The 22935-nt window shown below is 71.6% G+C and carries 20 protein-coding genes; 10 read left to right on the top strand and 10 right to left on the bottom strand.

Going from position 1 to position 22935, the window contains the following annotated elements; genetic code table 11:
• The first annotated feature begins 236 nt into the window (after window positions 1–236).
• Complete coding sequence (locus ACIBM5_RS24070; RefSeq protein WP_396008695.1) at window positions 237–1034, top strand: SDR family oxidoreductase; 798 nt, start codon at window positions 237–239, stop codon at window positions 1032–1034.
• Between the two features lie 243 nt (window positions 1035–1277).
• On the opposite strand, the gene ACIBM5_RS24065 is transcribed toward ACIBM5_RS24070, so the two are convergent.
• Complete coding sequence (locus tag ACIBM5_RS24065; protein WP_391586208.1) at window positions 1278–1700, bottom strand: YjbQ family protein; 423 nt, start codon at window positions 1698–1700, stop codon at window positions 1278–1280.
• 175 nt (window positions 1701–1875) lie between these two features.
• On the opposite strand from ACIBM5_RS24065, the gene ACIBM5_RS24060 reads away from it, so the two are divergent.
• The 3 genes from ACIBM5_RS24060 (at window position 1876) to ACIBM5_RS24050 (ending at window position 4508) form a co-directional block, all read left to right on the top strand.
• A complete protein-coding gene (locus tag ACIBM5_RS24060; protein WP_391586209.1) occupies window positions 1876–2244 on the top strand; it encodes a winged helix-turn-helix transcriptional regulator in 369 nt (122 codons plus the stop codon).
• 187 nt (window positions 2245–2431) lie between these two features.
• Entirely contained in the window at window positions 2432–3622 is a 1191-nt protein-coding gene (aroB, locus tag ACIBM5_RS24055; RefSeq protein ID WP_396008694.1) for a 3-dehydroquinate synthase, read from the top strand.
• Window positions 3615–4508: a carbohydrate kinase family protein gene (locus ACIBM5_RS24050; protein ID WP_396008693.1), complete on the top strand. Its 894-nt coding sequence runs from the start codon at window positions 3615–3617 to the stop codon at window positions 4506–4508. The genes aroB and ACIBM5_RS24050 overlap by 8 nt, the downstream gene beginning before the upstream one ends.
• Window positions 4509–4563: 55 nt before the next feature.
• Here the strand turns inward: ACIBM5_RS24050 and ACIBM5_RS24045 are convergent, their stop codons facing one another.
• Genes ACIBM5_RS24045 through ACIBM5_RS24035 form a run of 3 tightly spaced genes read right to left on the bottom strand, consistent with a single transcriptional unit; the run spans window position 4564 to window position 7696 of the window.
• A complete protein-coding gene (locus ACIBM5_RS24045; protein ID WP_396008692.1) occupies window positions 4564–5676 on the bottom strand; it encodes a sugar phosphate nucleotidyltransferase in 1113 nt (370 codons plus the stop codon).
• Window positions 5673–6731 (bottom strand): sugar phosphate isomerase/epimerase family protein, encoded by a 1059-nt coding sequence (locus tag ACIBM5_RS24040; RefSeq protein ID WP_396008691.1) that lies wholly within the window; start codon window positions 6729–6731, stop codon window positions 5673–5675. Before ACIBM5_RS24040 ends, ACIBM5_RS24045 begins: the two co-directional genes overlap by 4 nt.
• A 35-nt stretch (window positions 6732–6766) precedes the next feature.
• Window positions 6767–7696: a BadF/BadG/BcrA/BcrD ATPase family protein gene (locus ACIBM5_RS24035; RefSeq protein WP_396008690.1), complete on the bottom strand. Its 930-nt coding sequence runs from the start codon at window positions 7694–7696 to the stop codon at window positions 6767–6769.
• Between the two features lie 148 nt (window positions 7697–7844).
• Here ACIBM5_RS24035 and ACIBM5_RS24030 point away from each other — a divergent pair, with 148 nt between their 5' ends.
• The 5 genes from ACIBM5_RS24030 to ACIBM5_RS24010 are packed head-to-tail and all read left to right on the top strand — an operon-like array spanning window position 7845 to window position 14313.
• Complete coding sequence (locus ACIBM5_RS24030) at window positions 7845–9278, top strand: MFS transporter (RefSeq protein WP_396008689.1); 1434 nt, start codon at window positions 7845–7847, stop codon at window positions 9276–9278.
• Window positions 9275–10306 carry an SDR family oxidoreductase gene (locus tag ACIBM5_RS24025; protein WP_396008688.1) on the top strand — a complete coding sequence of 344 codons (1032 nt, stop codon included), beginning with the start codon at window positions 9275–9277 and terminating at the stop codon, window positions 10304–10306. The genes ACIBM5_RS24030 and ACIBM5_RS24025 overlap by 4 nt, the downstream gene beginning before the upstream one ends.
• On the top strand, window positions 10306–11742 hold the full coding sequence (locus ACIBM5_RS24020; RefSeq protein WP_396008687.1) for a trehalose-6-phosphate synthase: 1437 nt from the start codon (window positions 10306–10308) through the stop codon (window positions 11740–11742). The genes ACIBM5_RS24025 and ACIBM5_RS24020 overlap by 1 nt, the downstream gene beginning before the upstream one ends.
• On the top strand, window positions 11735–13336 hold the full coding sequence (locus ACIBM5_RS24015) for an aspartate aminotransferase family protein (RefSeq protein ID WP_396008686.1): 1602 nt from the start codon (window positions 11735–11737) through the stop codon (window positions 13334–13336). Before ACIBM5_RS24020 ends, ACIBM5_RS24015 begins: the two co-directional genes overlap by 8 nt.
• Complete coding sequence (locus ACIBM5_RS24010) at window positions 13333–14313, top strand: alcohol dehydrogenase catalytic domain-containing protein (RefSeq protein ID WP_396008685.1); 981 nt, start codon at window positions 13333–13335, stop codon at window positions 14311–14313. Before ACIBM5_RS24015 ends, ACIBM5_RS24010 begins: the two co-directional genes overlap by 4 nt.
• A gap of 17 nt (window positions 14314–14330) precedes the next feature.
• On the opposite strand, the gene ACIBM5_RS24005 is transcribed toward ACIBM5_RS24010, so the two are convergent.
• Complete coding sequence (locus ACIBM5_RS24005) at window positions 14331–15575, bottom strand: hypothetical protein (RefSeq protein ID WP_396008684.1); 1245 nt, start codon at window positions 15573–15575, stop codon at window positions 14331–14333.
• Between the two features lie 158 nt (window positions 15576–15733).
• Window positions 15734–17002: an OmpA family protein gene (locus ACIBM5_RS24000; RefSeq protein ID WP_396008683.1), complete on the bottom strand. Its 1269-nt coding sequence runs from the start codon at window positions 17000–17002 to the stop codon at window positions 15734–15736.
• Window positions 17003–17198: 196 nt separating this feature from the next.
• Between ACIBM5_RS24000 and ACIBM5_RS23995 the strand changes: the two genes are divergently transcribed.
• Window positions 17199–17813 carry a hypothetical protein gene (locus tag ACIBM5_RS23995; protein WP_396008682.1) on the top strand — a complete coding sequence of 205 codons (615 nt, stop codon included), beginning with the start codon at window positions 17199–17201 and terminating at the stop codon, window positions 17811–17813.
• A 54-nt stretch (window positions 17814–17867) separates the two neighbouring features.
• Here ACIBM5_RS23995 and ACIBM5_RS23990 read toward each other — a convergent pair whose 3' ends face one another.
• From ACIBM5_RS23990 to ACIBM5_RS23975, 4 genes are all read right to left on the bottom strand, one after another.
• Window positions 17868–18797, bottom strand: a complete 930-nt coding sequence (locus tag ACIBM5_RS23990; RefSeq protein WP_396008681.1) for a hypothetical protein — start codon at window positions 18795–18797, stop codon at window positions 17868–17870.
• Complete coding sequence (locus tag ACIBM5_RS23985; protein ID WP_396008680.1) at window positions 18794–21070, bottom strand: hypothetical protein; 2277 nt, start codon at window positions 21068–21070, stop codon at window positions 18794–18796. Before ACIBM5_RS23985 ends, ACIBM5_RS23990 begins: the two co-directional genes overlap by 4 nt.
• Before the next feature lie 15 nt (window positions 21071–21085).
• The gene (locus ACIBM5_RS23980) at window positions 21086–21883 is read right to left on the bottom strand and encodes a hypothetical protein (protein WP_396008679.1); all 798 of its coding nucleotides are present in this window, start codon (window positions 21881–21883) and stop codon (window positions 21086–21088) included.
• A gap of 140 nt (window positions 21884–22023) precedes the next feature.
• Complete coding sequence (locus ACIBM5_RS23975) at window positions 22024–22782, bottom strand: Crp/Fnr family transcriptional regulator (RefSeq protein WP_396008678.1); 759 nt, start codon at window positions 22780–22782, stop codon at window positions 22024–22026.
• Window positions 22783–22935: the final 153 nt, after the last annotated feature.

Genomic DNA, 22935 nt, shown 5'->3' with positions numbered 1-22935 from the left:
AGCGGATAGGGAAAGGGACCGGTGCTCGTCGAGCGTGCGGAAGAAGCCGTTCAGCCCGCCAGTGAGCGGCGGGCGCGCTCGAAAAGGAGCCGACTGGTTTCGGTCGACTCGGCCGAGATCACGGAATTCGCCACCTTCGCTCTCGACACCCGCCATGGACACTACGCAAGGTTTCCCTCCGTACCGTCGCGGTGAATGCGAACGGATCAGCCGTACCAATTCCGAGGGGTTCACCCATGATCGGGAAGGTCGCCGTCGTCACCGGCGCGGGCAGCGGTGTGGGGCGCGCGTGCGCGTTCGCCCTGATCGACCGGGGCCGGTCGGTCGGTCTGGCCGGCCGGCGCAAGGTCGACCTGGAGGAGACCGCCGCGCCGGCCGGCGCCCGTTCCCGGTTCGCCCTGCCGGTGCCCACCGACATCACCGACCCCGACGCGGTCGACCGACTGTTCGCCGCCGTCGTGGAGCGGTTCGGCCGGCTGGACCTGCTCTTCGACAACGCCACCGACACGATGGCCTACGTACCCACCGAGGACGTCGAACTCGCGGACTGGCGGCGGGGGCTCGACTCGATCGCCACCGGCGGATTCCTGTGTGCGCGGGCCGCGTTCCGGATCATGAAGGAGCAACAGCCGCGCGGCGGCCGGATCATCAACAACGGGGCGGGTCAACAGCGGCGGTTGGGTGGCCAGTTCACCGTGCGCGGCGAGTTCGATCTCGACCGACGGGGGCGGATCCGGACGGCTCGGATCCACACACGCGGCGATCGACCGCTCGCGCAGTCCGGAGTCCGGAGTCCGGAATCCGCAGTCCGGAGTTCACCCAGTGGTCCACCTCGACTTCGAGCCGGGATACCAATTCACCGGGCAGGAAGCCCGGTGACAGCAGATATCCGCACTCGGCGAATCCGTCGATCCGGCTTCCACGGTCGGCATTTTCGGCATATGGAATTTCCCCCGCGTCGATGGTGCCGGGCAGCCGGCCCATCGGTGGAAGCGGGAATACCGCCTCGCATTTCTCGGGTGGAGAGTACGTGACCCACAGGAAAATGGAACATGATCGAGCCAATACAAGAAATATCCATTGCCGAGGAGATCCATGCACACATTCGACAGCTTGGCCGGAACATCTCCCCGGCGGCCGGAGCGGCCGGGGGTGGCCATCCGTTGGCCGAAAACGGCGCAAGGGCGTCGAAACACGTCGAGCGCGCCCGGGTGTTCGACCCACGGCCGAACACCCGGGCGCGTCGGCCCACACGAGCGGAGCAGACCCCGGCCGGTTCAGCCCATGAAGGTCAGCCGTACCGTCCGGTCCGGGTTGTCCCGGTTGGTGTCCACCATCGTGACCGACTGCCAGGTACCCAGCGCGAGTTCGCCGCCGATCACCGGCAGCGTCGCGTGCGGCGGCACCAGCGCGGGCAGCACGTGATCGCGCCCGTGCCCGGGACTGCCGTGCCGATGCCGCCACCGGTCGTCGGCCGGCAGCAGATCCGCCAGCAGCGCAAGCAGGTCGTCGTCGCTGCCCGCCCCGGTCTCCAACACCGCCACGCCCGCGGTGGCATGCGGCACGAACACATTGAGCAATCCGTCCCGGCCGCCGGCCACCTCCCGCAGGAACTCGGCACACATACCGCTCAGGTCGTACACCCGCTCCTGCCGGCCGGTGCTGACCCGGAAAACCTGCGACACGACACGCTCACTCATCCCGCCATGCTCGCGCAGCCACACCCCGGTTCCGCGTCCTCGACACGGTCGCGGTGGGGATTCCTTTGCCTTCGGCCGAATGCGTACGGACAATATGGAGCAGTACCTACCTGTCGGTAAGGATGGCTCGGGATCGGTGGGGATCGGCAGGGATCGCCAGGAACGGGAGACGCGCATGGCTCGGCGTTACCAGTGCGGCCTCGATGCCGCCATGGATGTCATCGGCGGCAAGTGGAAGGCGTTGATCCTGTGGGCGCTGCATGTCCAGGAGCGGCGCTTCGGTGAGTTGCGCCGGGCGGTGCCCGGTATCAGCGAGAAGATGCTGATCCAGCAGCTGCGCGAGATGGAGGGCCGGGGAATCGTGCACCGCGAGGTGTTTCGCGAGGTCCCGCCCAAGGTGGTCTACTCGCTGACCCCGCTGGGACGCTCGCTCAACGAGGCGCTGTTGCCGCTGGGCGTGTGGGGGCACGAGAACGTCGAGCAGATCGTGGCCACCGCGCCCGCGACGGCCGGCGCACAGAACCCTGCGCAGCCCGCCGCGTAGGCCGTTTCCGGGCGAAGTTTGCGGCATCGGCGAATGCCGAGAATAGCGTCGAGGGGTCTGATATAACCGCGCGGACGCACTCTGGGTGAGTCCTTGTTGACTTTTCGTAGCGCTCGCCGTAATTATTTCGGCAGCGAATATCCGGATTGTCTGCGACGTCTTCGTTGAGCCGCCGGGGTGTGAATATATGACCGAATACGTCCGAGTGTCCGAACAGTTGGCGCTGCCACGCGGTCCGGTCGATCCGATCATGGCCTCCGCCCGGCGGCTCGACACGTACCCGGTGCACGTGTGCCTCGACGAGGCCACCGCGCTCGCGCGGCTGTGCACCGAGATCGACGGTCGGCGCGTCGCCCTGATCACGGACGACACCGTCTACCGGCTGCACGGGCACCGGCTCGCCGAACGCCTGTCCGCGACCGGGCTGGACGTGGTGCACACCTCGTTCCCGGCCGGCGAGGCGAGCAAGAGCCTGCCCACCGCGAGCACCCTGCTGGACTGGCTGGCCGGCACCTCGCTCGTCCGTCGCGACATCCTGCTCGCGGTCGGCGGCGGCGTGGTGATGGACACGGTCGGCTGGGTGGCCAGCGCGTACATGCGCGGCATCCCCTACATCAACGTGCCCACGACGCTGCTCGCCCACGTGGACGCCGCGCTCGGCGGCAAGGTGGCCATCGACCATCCGTCCGCGAAGAACCTGATCGGCGCGTTCTACCAGCCCAGGGCGGTGGTCTCCAACGTCGGGTATCTGAGCACCCAGGACCGTCGCGGGCTGCGCGCCGGGCTCGCCGAGGCGATCAAGACCGGGATCATCGCCTCGCCGGAGTTGTTCGAGCTGATCGAGCATCGGCATGCGGCCATCCTGGCCGCCGAGCCGGTGCCCACCGCCGCCCTCGTGCATGCCTCCAGCGTGCTCAAGTGCCGGTTGATCGCCCGTGATCCCTATGAGCGCGACCTTCGCCGGCCGCTGAACTTCGGGCACACCGTCGGCCACGCGGTGGAGACCGCGACCGGCTACGGCCCGGTCCTGCACGGCGAGGCGGTCGCATTCGGAATGGCCTGCGCGGCCCGGATCGCCGAACGACGCGGGCTGCTCGACCCGGCCCTGTGCGCGCGGGTGACCGGGCTGCTGGACCGGGTGCGATTGCCCACCACGCTGGCCGGATTGCCCGCTCGGCTCGATCCGGCGACCACCGTCGAGGCGCTCGGCCAGATCCGCAAGATCCGAGACGGCCGGCTGCGGTTCGTGCTGCCCACCGCGCTCGGCGAGACGGTGATCACCGACGACGTGAGCGACGAGGAGATCCACGCCGCGCTCGTGGTCTCCCCCGCCGCCGAGGTCTCGTTCGCTCGCAGCCACGGAGGCACCGATGACTGAGCTGGATGTGTTCGTGGTCGGCGGCGTCGGTGTGGACATCATCGTCCGCGTGCCGGAACTGCCACTGCCGATAAGCGATTTCAAGGTCCCGCCGATCCGGCAGTACGTCGCGCATACCGGCAACGGGGTGGCGCTCGGCTGTCGGGCGCTGGGCCTGCGCACCCACTTCGCGGCCGTGCTCGGCGCCGACCCGGAGGCGGACTTCGTGCTCGCCCACTACGCCGAGCAGGGCCTGTCCTTCGCGCACGTGTCCCACCCCAGCGGTACCCCGCGCAGCGTCAACCTGGTCGGCCCGGACGGCGAACGACTCTCGCTGCACGACAGCCGGCTGCCCGCGGACCTGGTCGTCGACCCCGAGTTGTACCGCCCCGCGCTCGCCCGCACCCGACATGCACACGTGTCGATCGGCGGTTGGTCCCGGCCCGCGCTGGCCGAGGCGATCGAGGCGGGCGTGTCCACCTCGACCGACCTGCACGGCTGGGACGGGAAGGACCCCGGCCGGGCGGACTTCGCGTACGGGGCCGACCTGGTGTTCACCTCCACGAACCGGCTCGGCGACCGGGTCGAGGAGGCCGCGCGGGACGTGCTGGCCCGGGGCCGGGCCAAGATCGTGGTCGCCATGGCGGGCGGCCGGGGCAGCTTCCTGGTACTGGCGGACCAACCGATGCGGCACGTACCGGCGCTGGCCATGCGGGTCGACGAGGTGGTGGACACCAACGGCGCCGGGGACAGCTACGTCTCGGGCTTCCTGTACGCCTACCTGGCCGGCCGCGACTGGGCGGGCTGCGCCGCCGCCGGCACCCACGCGGGCGCGCACGCCGTCCGGACGGCGGGCACGCACACGTCGTTCATCACGGCGAAAGAGTTGGACCGTGCGCTCTCCTGACGGGGGCGGGAGAGCGGTCGGCGGGTGCCTCGCAGGACGGCCCGGGAGGCGGGTCTCAGGGCGCCTCGGAGACCGGCCGAGGCGGCGGGTCGGTGGGTGTGGCCGGCTGGACGATGCCGGCCGGGGTGACGATGGCGTCGCGAACGGTACACCCCGCGCGGACCGTGGCGCCGGGCAGCAGCACCGAGCGCAGTACGCTCGCGCCCGGCTCGATCCGGCAACCGGGGTGCACGACGCTGTGCTCGACGTGCGCCCCCGGCGGTATCTCGGCGCCCAGCAGACTCCCCTCGACGTAGCGCGGGTAGCCGTCCGGCAGACCCGCCAGGGTGCGTGGGAGCGCCTCGGACCCGATCGGGTGCGGTTGCTCCGCGAGCCGCAGCTGCTCGGTGCGGTAGCGCTCGACCGTGCCGATGTCGGCCCAGTAGTCGGGCACCGGGTACGCCGTCACCCGGCGGCCCCCGGCGATCATCGCGGGCAGCACGTCGCGGCTGATGTCGTGTTGCCAGCCGTCCTCGCCGAGCGCGGCCAACTCGGCCAGGACCTCGCGCAGCGCGTCGATCCGGAACACGCAGAACGCGGTGAACACCAGGTCCGACGTCGGCCGCGCGGGCTTTTCGACCAGCGCTCGGACCCGCAGTTCCGAATCGGTCTCGACCATCCCGAACAGGTGCACGTAGCGACGCTCGATCCGCTGCACGCCGATCGTGCAGTCGGCGCCCGCGGCCCGGTGCGCGGCGACCAGCGGCGCATAGTCGAACACGTAGACGTGATCCGCGTGTTGCACCAGCAGGTCGCTCGCCCCCGGGGCGAACAGGTACTCCGCGTTGGCGAGCAGCGCGTCGGCGGTGCCGCGTTCGGCCGGGCGCGCGGGCAGGATCGCCCCCGGGCCGCTGCGGGCCAGTGCGTCGTGTGGGCCGAAGTGCAGCCGGGTGCCCGGATGTTCGTCCCAGTGCGTGACCAGGTGCCGGACCAGGTCGGATTCCCGGTGCTGGGAGAGCAGGACCAGTTCGGGCAGGCCGGAGCGGATCGCGTTGGCCACGCTGAAGTCCACCAGCCGACACGACGCGGCGTACGGCACCAGGGGTTTGCACACGTCGGCGGTGAGCGGGCCCATGCGCTCGCCCAGGCCGCCCGCGAGCAGCGCGCCGCGTACTCCGTCGAGCGTCACCAGGTCCGCCCCTGGGCCGGTCCGGCGGGTATCAGGGTGCGCAACAGTGCGAGCGACGTGGTGATGCCCTGCTCCGTGGGCAGTAGGGCGTCCTCGTGTTCCACGTAGATCACTCCCCGGTAGTCGTCGTCGAGCAGCGCGGCCACGATGGCCGGCCACGGCAGTTCGCCGGCGCCGAGTGCGCGGAAGCGGATCGCCGGGCCGGGGCCATAGCGCGACCAGCCGGCGCCGCGCGGCGATTCGGAGCCGGACCAGCGCTGGAGGTCCTTCGCGTGCACGGCCGCGAGCCGCTCGCCCCAACCGCGCACGGCAGCCACCGGGTCGTGTCCGGTGGCGGCGAGGTTGGCCGGATCGAGGCACAGGCGAACACCGCTCACCGCCGAGAGCAGTGCTCTCGCACTTGCCGGGTCGTACGCGACCTGCTTGGGGTGCGGCTCGAACACGACCCGCACGCCCACCGCGTCCGCGAGATCCAGGATCGGCCGCGCGGCAAGCGCCCACGCATCCACGTTGTCCTGCCAACTCGCGTCGCTGCCCGACCAGGACAACCAGCGCGCCAGATCGGGCACCCCCAGCATCAACCGGGCCAGCGGTGCGCCGAGCCCGGCGGCCAGCCGTACCGTGTCGAGCGCGGCGCGCAGCCCGTGCGCCCGCTTGGCCTCGGCCGTCCCGACGAGCACCGGGTCGGTGTGCGGCCCGTGCGGCCCCAGCACCAATTGGGTGTCCCGGCTGTTGCTCACACAGCCCACCTCGACCCCGGCCGCCGCGCATTCCTCGCGTACCTCGCGATGCAGCCCGGGATCGGTGAGCCGCCCGCGGTCCACCAGCGCGAAGTGGGCGTCCGCGGGCAGATCAACCACGCCCACCCCGGCATCCCGGGCCACCCGCAACGCCCCGCTCAGCCCCACGGGCGCCAGTGCGGCCAGACACAGCCCGAGCCGAATCGGCCCGGCCTCGTCCGCGCGTGCGTGCGTTCGGCCGGCGGCGGATTCCGTCCCGGGCTGCCGGTGTCGCGGGACGCCTCGTGGTGCCCGTTCGTGCGGTTGCCCGGTCATCGGCGATCCCCCTCGCTCGGCTGTGCCCCGGCCCATCAGAGGTTGCGGATATGTGCCCAACTCTTGGGTGGTGAACCCTCGTTCGCCAGCAGCGCGGCATACACCGCGGCGACCGGATCGGCGATCACGGTCGGCGGTTCGGCCGCGCCCAGTTCGCCGACGATCCGCCGGCTCAGCTCCGCGGCGTACGGCGGACACCCGCGGAACACGCCGCCGTTGAGCACCGCCCGCCAGGTCCCGGTCAGCCCGGCCGCGTCCCGGGCCGCGCGCACGCCCGCGATCAACTCGTCCAGGCCGGCTCGCACCACCTCGCCCGCCACCGCGTCGCCCGCCTGCCAGGCCGCGCACACCTCCGGGGCGAGTGCGGCCACCGCCGCCTTGGGGAACGGCTCGGCGGCCAGTCGGCGCGCGAGTTCGCGCGGGCCCGATGCGGCGAACAACGACGTCGGCCGCCCGCGCCCGTCCGCCCCGCGCACGGCGGCCCGCAGGCCCGCCTCGCCGAGCGCGTACGCGCTGCCCTCGTCGCTGCCCAGATACTCGCACCCGCCGATCACGACGGGTGGGCCCGCGTCCGGCCCGGCACTCGCCACGCAGGCCGAGCCGGTGCCGGCCACCACCACGACGCCGCGCCCGGACAGCGGCGGCGTCAACAGCAGTGGCGGCACGTCGCCGGAGACCACGAGTCGGCCCAGGAAGCCCTGCTCGCGCGCGAGCACCGCCAGTCGGTCGATCGCCTCGGGCGCGGTGTCCATGGTGATCGTCGAACTCGCGAACCAGCCGACCGACGCGCCGGCCAGGTTTGCGGCCATCTCGGACAACAGTTGCGCGAGCGTCTGCTCGGCCGCCGCCCCGGCCGAGGCGGGGTTGACCGACTCCCGGGTGTACCGGATGGTGTCGAGCACGACGGCCGTGGTGCGCGTGCCGCCGGCGTCGATCGCCCAATATCTGCCGGCCCGGTATCCCACGGTCGAAAGCCTCCCCGGTCCGTCGAAGCGCGATGCGCCGAAATCCAATGCTCCAGGTCACGCTACCCGTGCGGGATGCCGGCCGAGAGTGGTGACGGGGCAGTACGGTGGGCGGCACTCTGGGTCACCCCTCACGGACGGAGCGTCGATGCGGCACGGCGGCGGTGTGCTCGGGCTGGTGGCTCCCGCGACGAGTTGGGGGCTGTTCTGGGGTGGTTGGGCCGCGTTGATCCCCACGCTCAAGGACGAACTGGCGCTGGACGACCGGCAACTGGGCCTGGCCCTGTTCGCGGTCCCGGTCGCGGCGGTACCCGCGATGTTGCTCACCGGGCCGCTCGCGCGGCGACTCGGGCCGCGCACGCTGCCGTTGGTGACCGCCGCGTTCGCGCTCGGCACCCTCGCCGTCGCGATGGCCGGATCCCGGTGGACGTTCGCCGCCGCGCTGCTCCTGATCGGTGCGGCCAGCGGCGCGATCGAGGTGGCGCTGAACGCCACCACCGCCGCACGCGAGGCGCTCACCGGCGAGCGGCTGTTCAACAAGGTCCAGGCGGCCACCCCGCTGGCGATGGTGCTCGCCGCCCCGGGGGTCGGCCTGGCCCTGCATCTGGGCGCGTCCGCACGGGCGATCCTGGTGGCGATCGCCGTGCTGGTCGCACTCAGCGCGATCCTGGCGATCGACCGGCGGCGGTGGCAGGAGCAGGAGCCGGACCCCGAACCGGCCGCGCGGACCGACCGCGCGCACGGCCGGCTTCTGGTCGCCCTGCTCGTGGTCGGCGCGGTCGGCGGCACCGTGCTGCTGATGGAGAACACCGTCGAGCAGTGGGGCGCGATCCATCTCGCGGACGACCTCGGCGCGGGTTCGTTCCTCGCCGCGTGCGGCCCGGCCGCCTACATGGCCGGCCTGTCCGTCGGTCGCATGCTGGCCCAGTGGCGCGGCGAACGCGTCGGCGACCGGGCGTTGGTGCTCGTCGGCGGGGCACTGGGCGGCCTCGGACTCGCCGTCGCGGCGGCGGCCTGGTCCACCGCGAGCACGCTCGCCGGGTTCGCGCTCGCCGGCGTCGGGCTGGCCCCGGTCGTGCCGACGCTGCTCGCGGCGACCGGGCGCGCGGTCGCCCCGCAGCAGCGCCCACAGGCGATCTCGCTGGTCACGACGGTTTCGTACGCGGGCTTCCTGGGCGCTCCGCCGCTGGTCGGCACCTTGGCCGGGCACCTCGGCCTGGGCACCGTCCTCGGCCTCGTCGCGCTGTGCGGGGTGGTGGTGGTGACGGGCAGTCAGGCACTGCGGCTGCTGCCGACCGAGGGGACCGGTGATCCGGAGGCCGACGCGGGTACCGATCCGGTGGACCCCACGGATCCGGCGGAAGCGGCGGACCCGACCGTGGGCCCGGCGGGCCGGAGCGTGGACCCGGCGACGGATCCGGCGGGCCGGACCGACCGTGCGGACGACCGAGGTTCGCCGCACGGCCCGAGCCGATCGCACGGGTCGAGTGAGCCGAGCGGATCGCGCGAATCGGGCGGGCCGAGCGGTTCGCACCGGCCCGACCGGCCCAACGGGTCGAACCGGAAAGGGGTTTCCCGATGACCCGGGTCCTGGTGTTCGGGTCGGGGTACATAGCCGGCCACGTCGGTACCCGGTTGAGCCGCCTCGGCCACGGTGTCGTGCTCGGCTCGCGGCGCCGCCCGCGCACTCCGGAGACCCGCGGGCTGCGCTGGCTCCCGGTGGACGTCGCCGATCCGGGCCAGGTGCGTACCGTCGTCGATGCGGTCCGCCCGGACGCGGTGGTGGCCGCCCACGGGCCCTCGGACATCACCTGGTGCGAGGCCGATCCGGCCGGGGCGGCGGCCGTACACGCGGCCGGGGCCCGGCATGTGGTCTCCGCGCTCGCGGGTCGGACCGCGCGGACCCTGCTGATCTCCACGGACAACGTGTTCGCCGGACACGCGGACAGCTGTGCCGAATCCGACCCCACCGCGCCGGCCAACGCCTACGGCCGCGCGAAACTGGCCGCCGAGACCGCCTATCTGGCCGGCGGCGACGCGCTCGTGCTGCGGGTCAGCCTGGTGTACGGGTGGGACCGGGCCGGTCTGCGGCCGAACTTCTTCACCACGTGTGCCGAACGCCTCGCCGTCGGCGCACCCGTCGCGGTGCCGGACCAACACTGGAACACGCCCGTGCTGATCGACGACGTGACGGCCTGGACCACCGCGCTGCTCGACTCGCCGCACACGGGCGTGGTGCATCTGGGCGGTCCGCGCCGACTCTCCCGGGTCCGGTGGGCCCGGCACATCGCGACGACCTACGGCGTCGACCCGGCGCTGGTGACGGCCGTGCCGCAGGGGGACACGGCGTACGCGTGCCGCCCGCGCAACGCGTGCCTGCACAGCGAGCGCGCCGCGCACCTGCCCGAACTGCGCGGGCTGGCACCGGTGGACGTCTTCGCCGCGGATGCCGCACTGATCGCCGCGCCGGCGGAGCACCCCTCGCCCGGGCCGCACCGGACCCCCGACACCCCCGACACCGCAGCGGCAGCCGACACCGACGCCACAGCCACCCTCGACGCCTCAGCCGCCTTCGACGCCCCCGTCGTCTTCGGAAGGGACCAGCCCTGATGGACCGTCATCTGTTCCTGGCCAGCAAGCGCGCCGCCGTCAGTTTCGCCCCGGATCCCGAGTGCGGCACGTTGCGACCATGGCTCGCCCCCGGTGGCACCGGAAACGTGGTCGCCGAGCAGGCGGGCGTGCTCGACGTCACCTGGATCGCCAGCGCGGATACCGACGACGACCATCGGGCGGCCCGGGAGAATCCGAACGGCCTGGACCTGCGGTTGCGTTCCGGCCGTGACATCCGGGTCCGCCTGCTCCGGCACGATCGGGACACCTTCGAGGTGGTGCAGAACTTCCTCACCGCACAGCTGATGTGGGCCGCGAACAACTACGGCTGGGACAGGTGGAAGACGCCGACCTTCGGGACCGAGACCTACGCCGCGCTGGACCGGTTCGCCCGGTTCACCGAGGACTTCGCCGGTGCGCTGCTCGCCGACTCGGCCGACGTGGCGGACCCGGCCTACCTGGTGCACGACTACCAACTCGTCGGCGTACCGGCCAGGTTGCGCGCCGTGCGGACCAGCGCGCCGATCCTGCTCTTCGTACACATCCCGTGGCCGTCGCCGGACTATTGGCGGATCCTGCCCAAGGCGATGCGGGTCGGCATCCTGGAGGGCATGTTGCCCGCGACCACCATCGGCTTCTTCGCGGAGCGCTGGTGCCGCAACTTCCTGGACTGCGTGGCGGATCTGATACCCGACGCGGAGGTGGACCGGAACGCGGGCGTGGTGCGTTGGCGCGGCCGGCGCACCGGGGTGCGCACGATGCCGCTCGGCTACAGTCCGCTCGCCCTGGAGGCGGACCGGCCCCGCCTCCCGGAGGGGATCGCGGAGTGGGCCGGCGACGCGCCGCTGGTGGTGCACAGCGGCCGGACCGACCCGATGAAGAACGCCGAGCGTGCGGTGCGAGCCTTCGTGGCGGCTCATCGCCTGGAACCGTCGGTGCGCTCGTCCAGGTTGCTGATCCGGATGAATCCCAATCGGCTCTACGTCGAGGCGAACGCCGAATACCTGCGCCGCGTGGAGTACACGATCGCCGAGGCGAACGCCGAACTGGGCCCTGACACCGTGCGGTTGCACTGCGACAACGAGGTCGAGCACACCATCGGCTGCTTCCGTCGGGCCGACGTGCTGATGTTCAACTCGACAGTGGACGGCCAGAACCTGAGCACGTTCGAGGCACCGCTGGTCAACGAGCGGGATGCGGACGTGATCCTGTCCGAGATGTGCGGTGCGGCGGAGATCCTGGGTCCGGTCTGCCGCACGGTCAACCCCTTCGACCTGGTCGAACAGGCCGAGGCGTTGGTCGCCGCGCTGACCGCACCCGCCGCCGAGCGCAAGGCGGCGGCCGAGCGGCGGCGCCGGGTGGCCGAACCGTGGACCCTGGAGGCCTGGGTCCGCACCCAGTTGGCCTGGCTGGACGCGGACCACCGCGATGACTGAGCCGGCACGCGAAGCGTCAGCCGGGGCCGTGCAGGTCGCGCAATACCAGTTGGGCAACGCGGTGTTGGTGCGCGGCGAGGGCATTCGTTCGTGGGATTCCACCGGCCGGGAGTATCTGGACTGCGTGTCCGGGACGTTCAACCTGGTGCTCGGGCACAACCATCCCGAAGTGATGGCGGCCGTGCGCGCACAGACCGAGGAACTGGTCTTCGCCTCCTCCTCGTTCCGCACCGAGCCCACCGACCGACTGATGTGCGATCTGGTGGACCTGGCACCGGCCGGCCTGACCCGGGTCAACCTGCGCAGCAGCGGCGGTTCGACCGCGAACGAGGGCGCGATCAAGATCGCCCGACACCACACCGGGCGGCGCGATGTGATCGTGCCGTTCCGGGGCCACGTCGGGCAGACCATCGCGGCCACCGCGTTCAACGGCAGCAGCCGGATGCGCGCGCCGTTTCCGGCACATGCCGCCGGCGCCCTGCACGTGCCCGACGCGTACTGCTTCCGCTGCTTCTACCGGCAGACGCCGGACACCTGCGGAATGTTGTGCGTGGAGCGGATCGAAGACTTCATCACGTACGCGAGTTCCGGCAGCGTCGCGTGTGTGCTGATCGAGCCGATCAGCGGGATGGGCGGCAACATCGTGCCGCCGCCCGGGTATTTCCAGGCGCTGCGGGCGCTGTGCGACGAGCACGGGATCGTGTTGATCTTCGACGAGATCCAGACCGCGTTCGGCCGGACGGGCGAGATGTTCGCGGCGGACCACTTCGGCGTCGCCCCGCACATGATGACCGTCTCCAAGGGCCTGACCGGCAGCGGCCTGCCGCTCGCGGCGATCCTGACCGAGGAGCGGATGGCCGACTGGGACCGGTCGCTGCACGGGTTCACCTACGGCGGCCACACGCTTGCCGCGGCTGCGGCCGTGAAGACGTTGGAGATCGTCCGCCGACCCGGGTTCCTGGCCAATGTACGCCGGGTCGGGGCGATCCTGAGCGAGCGGCTGCGGGCGCTCCAGCGTGAGCACCCCGTGCTCGGCGACATCCGCGGGCCGGGCCTGATGATCGGCGTGGAACTGGTCCGCCCGGACGGCGCAAAGGCACCGGAGCTGGCCCAGGCGTTCCAGCGCCACCTGCATGCGCGGGGCATCCTCACCCGCGTGTCGGAACACGGCCTGGGCAACGTCATCGAGTTGCGCCCGCCGCTGATCCTGACCCCGACCGACGCGCATCTGATCGCGGACGGGTTCGGCGAGGCGCTGGAGATGTTGCGGACGCAGACGGCGCACACGGCGCCGACGGCGCCGGCTTCGGCGACGCGCTTGGGTTCGGGTTCGGCTTCGGCGCCGCGCACGGATCCGGATCCGGCTCCGGCGCCGCGCACGGCTTCGGCGGCGCACGCGGGTCCGACTCCGGCTCCGGCGGCCCGTACGGCTGCCGCAGCACCCACCGCCGCCGCGGCGCGGTCGGGCACGGAGACGCGGTCGGTCCCGGAGACGCGGTCGGATCGCCCCGCCGCGGGTACACCGTGCCCGCCGGTTCGACCGGCCGAGTCCGCGGCGGCGACCACGACCACCCCCTCGGACTCGCAGGAATGAGGGTCGAGTTGGGCCCGGACGGCCCCTGTCTGCGGCACGACCGGCCGGACCCGCCGGCGGGTGAGCACCGGGTGTCGATCCGGGTCGAACTGGCCGGCCTGTGCCGCTCCGACCTCAAGGAGGTGGCCCGCGAGCGGCACGGCCCCAGCCAGTTCGGGCACGAACTCGTGGGCGTGATCACCGAATCCACCCTTCCGGATCGGCTGCCCACCGGTCGGCGGGTGGCCCTGGACCCGAACGTACGGCTCGCCCGCACCACCGGCTTCGCGACCGAGATGTACGCGGCCGGGCCGGCCGACCGCCTGCTCACCGCACTCCCCCGGGTCCCGGACCTGCTCCCCTCCCGACAGGCCGTGTTCGCCGAACCGCTCGCGTGTGCCGGGCACTGCGTCGCGGCACTGGCCGGCCACCTGGGCACTTCGCCGGCCGGCCGCCGGGTCGTCGTGCTCGGCGCGGGCGCGGCGGGTCTGCTGATCGCCCGCCTGGCCGAACTCGCGGACGCCGACGTCACGTTGGCCAATCGCAGCGCCGACCGGGCGAAGTTCCTCCGGGACCGGGGCTTCGAGGTGTGCGCCATCGCCGCGCTGCCCGCCTCCACCTTCGACGTGGCGGTGATCGCCACCAGCTTCGTCCGCCCGGACATCCTGGCCGAGGCCCTGCACGTCCTCGTCCCGTCCGGTCTGGCCCTGCTCTACGGCGGCACCGCGCCCGGCGACGAACTGTCGGGCCTGCCCGTCGACCTGGACCATGTCCGCCGGCACGAACACGCGGTCCACACCACGTGGTCCGGCCGCCCGGTCACGGTCGCCGGCAGCTACGGCACCACCTCCGCCGACTTCGCCACCGCCCTGACCACTCTCCCGACCCTGCCCGTGGAACGCCTGATCACCGACGAGATCACCCTCCCCGAACTCCCCACCGTCCTCCGCGAGCAACTCACCGGCCGCCCCCTCGGGAAAACCGTCATCCGGCCGTAGATCCGCATTGCCCCTCGTCAGCCACGCACAGCCGGGCGTTCTTCGAGCCTGGCCACAAGTCGCTCCCATCGCTCCTTGAGCTCGGTCGGGGAATATTCGGCGAGCACCCGTCGCGCCTCCACCAACGGCCCCAGCTCGGGGCCGGGTTCGGCCACGCCCCGAAACAACAGCGCCGAGGCCGCCGCGGCCTGGGCGGTGACGGCGCCGGGTTCGAGGGCGGGCGGCAGGTGCCCCGCCTGACCGTGCAGCATGCGTGCCCGCAAAATCGCGCTCTCCCAGACCCGCATGCTCTCCAGCCTGACCTGAGCCGCAAGTTCGTCACACACCGCCTGAAGATCGCTGCACACCTGCTCGTGCGCACAGAGCTTGACCTCGACCCGACGCGCCAACCGCGCATACCTACGGTCGGCCCGACGCAGCCGCCGACGCGCCTCGACGGCACTGTCCGCGTAGGGATTGTGGGCAACCACCTTCATGGCCATCGCGGTGAGCGCGAGGACCAGCATCAGGACGGCCACCGAACCGGCCGGGTAGCGCTGCGCGATCGTCGCGTCGGCCTCCTTGGCCGCGTCTCCCACCCGCAACACGGCCCACATGCCCACCGTGATCAGTACGCTCAGGAGATAGAGCACCGGTAGCAGGAAACCGGTCAGGACCGCCATCCCCGGCCGGTCCCGGAGTCGTTCCCGCAGCGCGTCACGCAGGCGGTGCAGCGGAGACGCGATCACGTGCCCGGCCAGCAACATCGCCACCGCGAGGGCCACTCCGGGCAGGAAGGAGACGACCTGCTCCGCGCGCGACGGCGACTCGCCGTCGACGGTCAGGTCCTGGAAGACCTGCTTGAAGAACCACGCGTCGAACGCGCCCAGGGCGAGCACCATCGGCCAACGCAACATCCGGATCCAGGCGTCCCGGCGACGCCGGTCGTGCGCACCGTCCTCGTGATGGCGTGCCTCGACGGCCTCGTGGGCGCTCCGGGCCGCCGGCAGGGTGTTTGCCGACTCGAATCGGGCCAGGGCCCGGACCGCCTGTTCGCTGTCCGAGTGGGCCGCGATCACCTTGGTGCGGCCCCGGCCGAGCCGCTCCCGGTTGTGTCCGACGATTTCGGCGACTTCCCGAACCGCACGCAACAACACCTGCATCTCGCCGTTGTCCAGCAGTTCGGCATCGTGCGGGGGTGCCTGTTCGGCGTGGTGCACGAGGTTCCTGATCTCACAACCGCAGCCGTGTTGGCAGGTCGGCGATCGGTGGGTGATGGACACGCTGGACCTCTCGTTGTCTCGGATACGACGAAGCGCTACGTGGTGTCGATACGTGGTGTCGATACGTGGTGGTGGTGCGGGGAAGCGCTACCGGAAAGTGCTTGAGAAGGCGGCGGGAGGGGTCGGGGCGGCCACCCCGACCCCGGTCTGCGCCGCGGTCAGCGCTGCACGGTCGCGACGATCTCGACGCGACGGTTGCAGGCCATGGCCCGGTAGTCGGGCACCGTGCCGCGATATTCGGGGCTGCACATCGGATGGCGGTCGGCGTCTCCTCTGGCGGTGACGTCCGTGACGCCGCGCTTGAGCAGCTCGGTGCGCACCGCGTCCGCCCGGGCCTGGGACAACTCCTCACCGCGGGCCTTGCTGCCGCGCGAATCGGTGTTGCCGGTCACCACCACGCGCACCCGTCCCAGCCGGGTGAGCGTGCGCGCCGCCGCGTCCAGTTGCGCCAACGCCTCCGCCGAGAGTTCGGCTCGGTCGGTGGCGAACAGGAGCGAGTCCGGCAGCACGATGGTGGTCACCGGTCCGGTGGTCGTCGTCTTGCCCGTGGGGAAGTCGATCGGCGGTTCGGCGAGCGGATCGGCGGGCCCGCCTGCCGGGACGGTCCGCGCGGCACCTTCGACCCGGCACGAGGCCGCCTTCGCGGCGGTACACATGCCCTGCCACAGGTCCACGAGCCACGCGGTCTGCGCCGACGACGGCGGATTGCCCGTACCGAGGTGGCCGATGCCGCGGATGGCCACGTCGATCCCGCCCAGGTCCGGCAACTCGCCCGCGCGGGCGCAGGCTTCGATGATCGTGGCGATCTCGGCGCGGTCGAAGCCGACCGAACGCAGGTCCGCGCAGCCGGTGTTGACCAGCCCGTCGGTGGCGATCAGCACACGCCGTCGGCCCTGGGCGCCGAGTTGTTCGCGGGTGGCGGCGAGCGCGCCCAGGACGTCGGTGTTCGGGGTACGCGCGGTGCCGCCGGCGATCTCGCCGATGCGCTGTCGGAGGCAGTTGGTGCGGCGCTGCCGCTCGTCCGCACGCCGCCGGGCGACGCCGTGCACGGGGGTGACGACCGCCCGATCGACCTCCCATCCGATCGAGGTTCGGGTGCCGTCGAAGCCGGAGACGGACAGATCTCCGCCTTCGAGCGCTTCGGGGGCCAGGTAGTCGGCCGCCAGCAGGGTGGCCGGCCAGTCCGGGACGTCTCGACCCGCCACGGTGTCCTTGCCGGCTCGGGTGGATGCCGTGCGGTCCACCAGAACGACGGTGTGCGCCGCGTCGGCGTCCCGATCGTTGTCGGTCTTGCCCAACCACGCGCAGGGGCGCGCCTGGGGGGTCTCGAAGGCACCGCATCCGGTAGCGGTGCCGAGCATGGTCAAGGTCATCGCGATCGTGACCGCGATCCGGCGTCCGGGAGACGCCGCCGTCTGGGCAGTCACCGTGTCCTCATTCCTGGCGATCCGAAGTTCCTGGTGACCCGAAGTTCCGGGCGACTCGGAGTTCTGGGTGATCCGCAATTCCGGGCAACTGGAAATTCCTGGTGATTCGAGGCGGAATCCACATTCGTAGCTGTTCCGAAGCCACCCACCCGGCGGTTACTGGAGGTGTCCGGCCCACCGACCCACGGGAGTTGCGATGTCAGCCGGCCCGAACCCCGGTACCTCGACCACGACCGACCCGACCACCGGTGCTCCGAGGACCGAACCGACCTCCGCCGCACCGACGCCGAGCCCGGCCCGCGCCGCCCGGCCCGGTACCGGGCCCTCGGACGCGCGTTCCGACCTCGCCGTGCTCGCCACCCTGCAATCCGCCACCCAGTTCGCCGACACGAAGGTCGGCATCCTGGGCGCGGTCCAGGCAGGGATCCTGGCGACCGCGATACCCCGAGCCGATGCGATCCGCGATGCCTGGGAGCGGGGTGGTGCGTTCGGGTGGTTCGCGGTCGTCCTGCTCGCGGCGCAGGTATCCGGGTTCGTGGCCGGGATCTACTGCGTGGCCCAGGCGTTGCGTCCCCGGTTGAACCCGCCGGCCGCGCCCAACCGGTTCAGCCTGCCGCTGCTCGCCGCCGGGGACGGCGCCCCACCCACCGGTGTGGATCGTTGCGAGCAACAGGAGATCTGGCAGTTCGCCCGGGTGGTGGCGGAGGTGGCGATGACCAAGCACCGCCATGTCACCCGGGCGATCGTCTGCACGGGCATGATGGCCGTCACGGGCGGATCGTGGTTCCTGGTCGGGCCGTTGCTCGGATGAACCCGCGCCACCCGATGGCCGGCGGGGGGATCGGGCCACCGCGCGGTTCCCTGCTCAGCTCTCGTCGAACCGGGGCAGCGGCTCGGACGGTCCGGAACGAGGTGTCAGGGCACCCGGCATCGGCAATCCGAACACCTGCATGGCGCTCTTGAGTTGCTTCTCATTGGTGACCACGAAGTCGAAGATGTCCATCTGTTGGTAAGCCCTGGTCTGCGCACTCAGGTAGTCGATGAACGACTGCACCTGCCCGGTGCGCTGGTCGAACATCCGGGCCACCTGGACCGCCGCCTCCTCCGGGCGCTCGGCGAGCAGTACCGCCCACGGCGTGATCCAGGACAACGTCTCCACCTCGTGCGGCGTCAGTGCCCGGGTGCGGGTGCCGTCGGCGCCGCCCTCGATGCCGGTGACCAGACCCTCGGCCAGGAAATCCCGCCAGTGCGCCGACACTTCGCGCAGCCGGCGCACGCGCAACCGGGACAGGTCGTACTCGTGCTCGATCTGTTGGCGACGCAGCGCCGCCTCCTGTTCCCGGTCGCGTACCTCGGGCGCCGGTCGTACCTGGGCCAGGGTCGCGCAGCGCACCAGCCCGTTCTCGAAGCACTCGCCCTCCGCGAGCGCCGCGTTGACGGCACGCTCGGCGTCCTCCACCCGATAGGGCTCGTGCTCCTGGGCGGGCTTGCGGATGCGATCGGCGAGCCGGTCCGAAAGCCCTTCCTGGTATGTGTCGATGCTTCGGTGCAGGGCCGCTTCGTCGTAGCGGCCCTCGGCGCACCAGTCGCAGCGAACGTCGAGGTGGAACATGAACCCGTTGCCCCTGGCCGGGGTTTCCAGGGAGATCGTGGTCGTGCGATGAACGGTCAGCACCTCGGGCAGGTCGACGCCGCCGTGGGTGGGTGAGCCGAAGAGCGAACGCAGCCAGGTCCTCAGCCCGCGGCGGCGGGGCAACCCGCCGGAGGTGCGAGTCGTGCCGGACGAGAAGCTCATGCCGACCACCTTTCCTGAACGAGAATGTCGATGTCCGAGGCCGCGCCGTTGCCGACCCCTTGGTGGTCCCACAGGCGCAGGTGGAACCGAAGCCGGGCACGCAGTCCTTCGTCCGGGGCCGCGCACAGGTCGCCGACGAACTCGGCGACCGCGGCCACCAGATGCTCGTCGTCGCCGGCCCGGTCCACCCACTGGCGAACGATGTCCCAACCGCGGCGCCGGACGCCGTCGTGTGCGCTGTGCATGATCCGCCGGGTGAGCCGCAACAGGTCCGCCCGCGCGTTGGGTTCGTGCAGCAATCGGGTCAGTGCCGGCACGTTGCGGTCGGCCGGCAGTCGGCTGATCAGTTGCAGGCACATCGCGGCGTCGATGTGCAGCAGGGGGAAGGGCGACTCCGACCACAGGGCCAGCCGGTGCAACACCTGGGTGGTCGATCCCGCGAGGTAGAGCTCGCCCACCGCACCGCGCACGCTGCGCTGTCGAGACCTGGCGATCCGCTCCAGGCCGTCCAGTGCGTCGACGGGGAACAGCGCGCCGATGGTGGTGCCGTACGCCTCCAAGGCGCACTCCTGATACCTGCGGGTGGCGGACCAGCCCTTGAGCAGACGGCGGATGCGGCCGGCGAGTCGATCGTCGGTCGCGGCCCGTTCCAGGGCCCAGGCGGCGGCCTTGATCCGCCGGACGGCCAACGGGTCGGTGCGCACATCGGCGGCGGCCCAGTGTCGGAGCAGCTCCGACTCGACGAAGTCGAAGTCGAAGGTGGCGAGCAGCCCGACCGCCTGCGCCGCAGGCACCCGGATGCGCTCCTCGTCCCGCACGACGAGTTCGGCCAGCCACTCCAGGAGGGGAGCGCGCGCACCGCCGTGGTCGTGCCACAGCACTTCGAGGACGACCGGCACGAGGCCGCGCTGGCGCACCACCACACGACAACCCGGGTCGTGCGGCACCTTGCGGACCCGGCCGCCGGTGGGGTCGGTGAACCCCACCTCCTCGTGCGCCGTCCAGTCGTTCAGGCTCTCGTGGAACAACGGCATCTCGGGTGGCGAGGAGGGCGAGCGCACGCCGTGCAACAGTGCGGCCAGTCGTTGCGACTCCTGGCTCACCCGGGTCAGCGACAGGCCGTCGAGCACGACGCAGGCCAGCAGGAATGCCTTGGACCACAGCGAGATGCTCTCGTCCGGACCACCGGCGGGTGACCCCTCGCCCGCGAGTGGTCTCGCCGGGGGGCCCAGCAGCGACTGCGCGCGCGTGCGCAACCTGGCGCGCAGCCCCTCGGCCAGCTCGTCCGGTGGCACGTCATTGAGTTCGTCGAGCGCCAACTGCTCGGCCAGCGCCACGACCTCGGTGAACCGTTGCAGGCGCCCCAGTTCGTCCACCACCGCTTCGGCGGCCAGCAACTTCGCCGGGGCGTCGGGGCGTTCGGTGAGGCGATGGCACAGGTGGCGTTCCAGAACCGCTTCGCGTTCGGGTGGGCAATGCTCGACGAGGTAACCGGCGAGTTCGTCCCGGTCCGGGTGTACGCGCTTGTCGAGCACGATCACCAGGGGCCGGTCCCGGGTCTGGACGCCGAGACGGTGCAGGAGTTGCGGACGCAGCCGCCGCGCCCACCCGGCGCCGTCGCCCTCCAGCACGTGTGCGCAGCCGTGCTCCAGTCGACGGGTGCCGGCCAGATCCCGCGGATCCAGATCCGGATCCAGCACCACCACACCCCCGCGTTCGAGATCCTGGCGGGCCTCCTCGGCGGCCAGCCGCGCCGTGGTGCCTCGGCCGGTGCCGACGGCGCCGCACAGGATGGCCACGCCCTTGGCCTTCAAGGTGGCGACGAGCGTCGAGTGCGAGGCCGGTCGCTCGTACGTCTCGCGCAATCGGTCCAGGGTGTCGCCGGGTATCGGCCCGTCGACGGGGTCGATGGGCCGGCCGGCGTCGGAGTAGAAGTTCTTGATGATGGTTTCCGCCGCGTAGGACCCGGAGCCGTACGCGACGCCGGCGGCGCGGATCCGGGTGGTGCCCTGCACATGCGCGCCCCCATAGGCGTTGCCCAGACCGGCCCGACGCAGGTCGCGGTTGTTCGCCGCCTGTGCAGCCTCGGCCTCGATGTCGTCGTCCGGGACTTCGGTGGACGGCGGCGCCGCGCCCGCATCGCCGTCGGGCGCGGCGCCGCCGGGGGCGTCGCGTTCGGCGCCGTCGGCAACGGGAGACGTCGTGGAATTCGGTGTGCCGGAGTTCGCGGGTGGGTCGCCACCGGTGCTCGGGGTGCCGCTTTCGCTGTCCATGACCTGCCGTGTCCGTCAGTCGCGTTCGTTGATGGTGATGTTGTGCGCCGCGTGGCTGCGGTCACCGAAGGTGACGCCGCCGACGTCCTTGATCTGGTGTACGTGCGTGCCTTCGCCGGAACTGCGCGAGCCCCGCCGCTCCGATGCGGCCCGGGGGCGGCGCTCGTCGCCGATGCCCGGGGCGGCCGTGGCCACGTCGTCCTCGGTGGCGAATCCGCGCAGTTCGGCGGGTCGGTGCTCCGGGACGTGCACCCAGCCGTGGCTGTCGAACTCCTTGGCCCGGACCGTGATTCGGGTGTACTGCTCGGGGTCCAGGCCGTTCTCGCGCAGGCGGACCACGTCCTGAAAGACCGAGTCGGACACGATGACCACCAGGTCGGTGGTCCGCGTCTGCGCGAGCACCCGCTTGAGTACGGGCGCGTCCAGCAGTCGGGCCACCGCGATCGGGGTCTGCCCGGCGTGGCCCAGTGCGGCCGGGCGAGCCACCCCGACGTGGACCGCCATCCGCAGCCGCAGTCGATCCCGGGTCGGCACATTGGCGTTGCGTTCCGCCAGGCAGCCTGCGAGGTGTCGGACGAAGTCGCCCACGATCACACTCTCGTGCGTGTCGGGGGGCAACACCGCGAACTCCTGGTCGCCCTGCGCCTGGCGCACCCATCGGGAGCGGTCGATTCCGCTGCGTGCCGCCGCACGGTCGAGGATGTCGAGCAAGTCGGCCTGTGCACACTCCTGTTGCGGGGTATCCAGCCTGCTGTACTGCTCCACGTCGGTGGCCAGGCACAGCAGGCGCGAGATGGAAAGGTTCGAAGTCATGGGCAACTCGTCCGTTTCAAAGGGGAAATGCGCGACGGAGAGCGCGCGGTGGGGTCAACTGTGCGACCGGGTATCGGAAAACACCCAGCGAGTCGTACTAATACGCGTTTGCCGGAGCCGGCCGCCCGAGTGCGAGCCGGTCAGCGGCCGTCCGGGGGAAGTTGGGCCAGGGCGCGCAACCGGGCCGGGTCCAGCACGGTGGTGCGCCGATAGCCGGTCGTCAGCAGGCGCTCCTCGCGCAACTCGCGCAGCGCCTTGTGAATGGTGACCTCGGCCGAGCCGACCAGCGCGGCCAGTTCCGGCTGGGTCAGCGTGACGCCGATGACGACTCCGCGCGGCTCCGGAATACCGTGCTCGGCGGCCAGTTCGGCAAGGACGCGGGCCAAGCGCACCTTGACCGGATAGCCGCCGAACTCGATGCGTCGGCGGTTCGCCCAACGCAACTTCTGCGCAACGACGCCGGCGATCAATATGGCCGCCTCGGGGTGATCTCCGAGAAACTGTCGAAGTTCCGAGCGTCGCACCACACTTGCGGCGATCGGGCCGCAGGCGGTCACGGTCGCCGACCTCGGCGCGTCGTCCATCGCCGCCAGTTCCCCGACCACGTCGCCGCCGACCCGAATGGCCAGCAGCGACTCGTGCCCGTTCTCCAGCGCGGCGGTGACCTTGGTGATCCCGCTGCGCAGCAATACCGTGTGCTGCGATTCGTCGCCCTCCCGAATGATCGTTTCCTGGGGCAGATATCGACAACGGGTGCCCAGCCGAAGCAGTTCGCGGCAGACCGGCGTGGAGAGCCGGCCGAGGAAGCTGCGGGCCGGCCACTGTTCGATCGGGGTGGAATCGGCCGTGCTCGGGCCCTCGGGAATTCGTCGATCCTCGGCTTCGTCGTTCGGCGACAACGGCACCCCTCTCGATCCGGGAGGACATGGATATCGGTTGGAACGGCCGTGATCCACCCCCCGGTTCCACGAAGTTGCCCCGTAGTGGTGTGCGCCGTGGTGCGTGCGGCGCGGCATGTAATCACGGCGCAGCACGGGCGCACACAGGCGCGA

Origin of the sequence: Embleya sp. NPDC050493 (assembly GCF_044458105.1) — a bacterium.
GTDB lineage: Bacteria > Actinomycetota > Actinomycetes > Streptomycetales > Streptomycetaceae > Embleya.
Note: the sequence above shows the minus strand (reverse complement) of the source record. Positions and strands in the feature narration are given on the sequence as shown.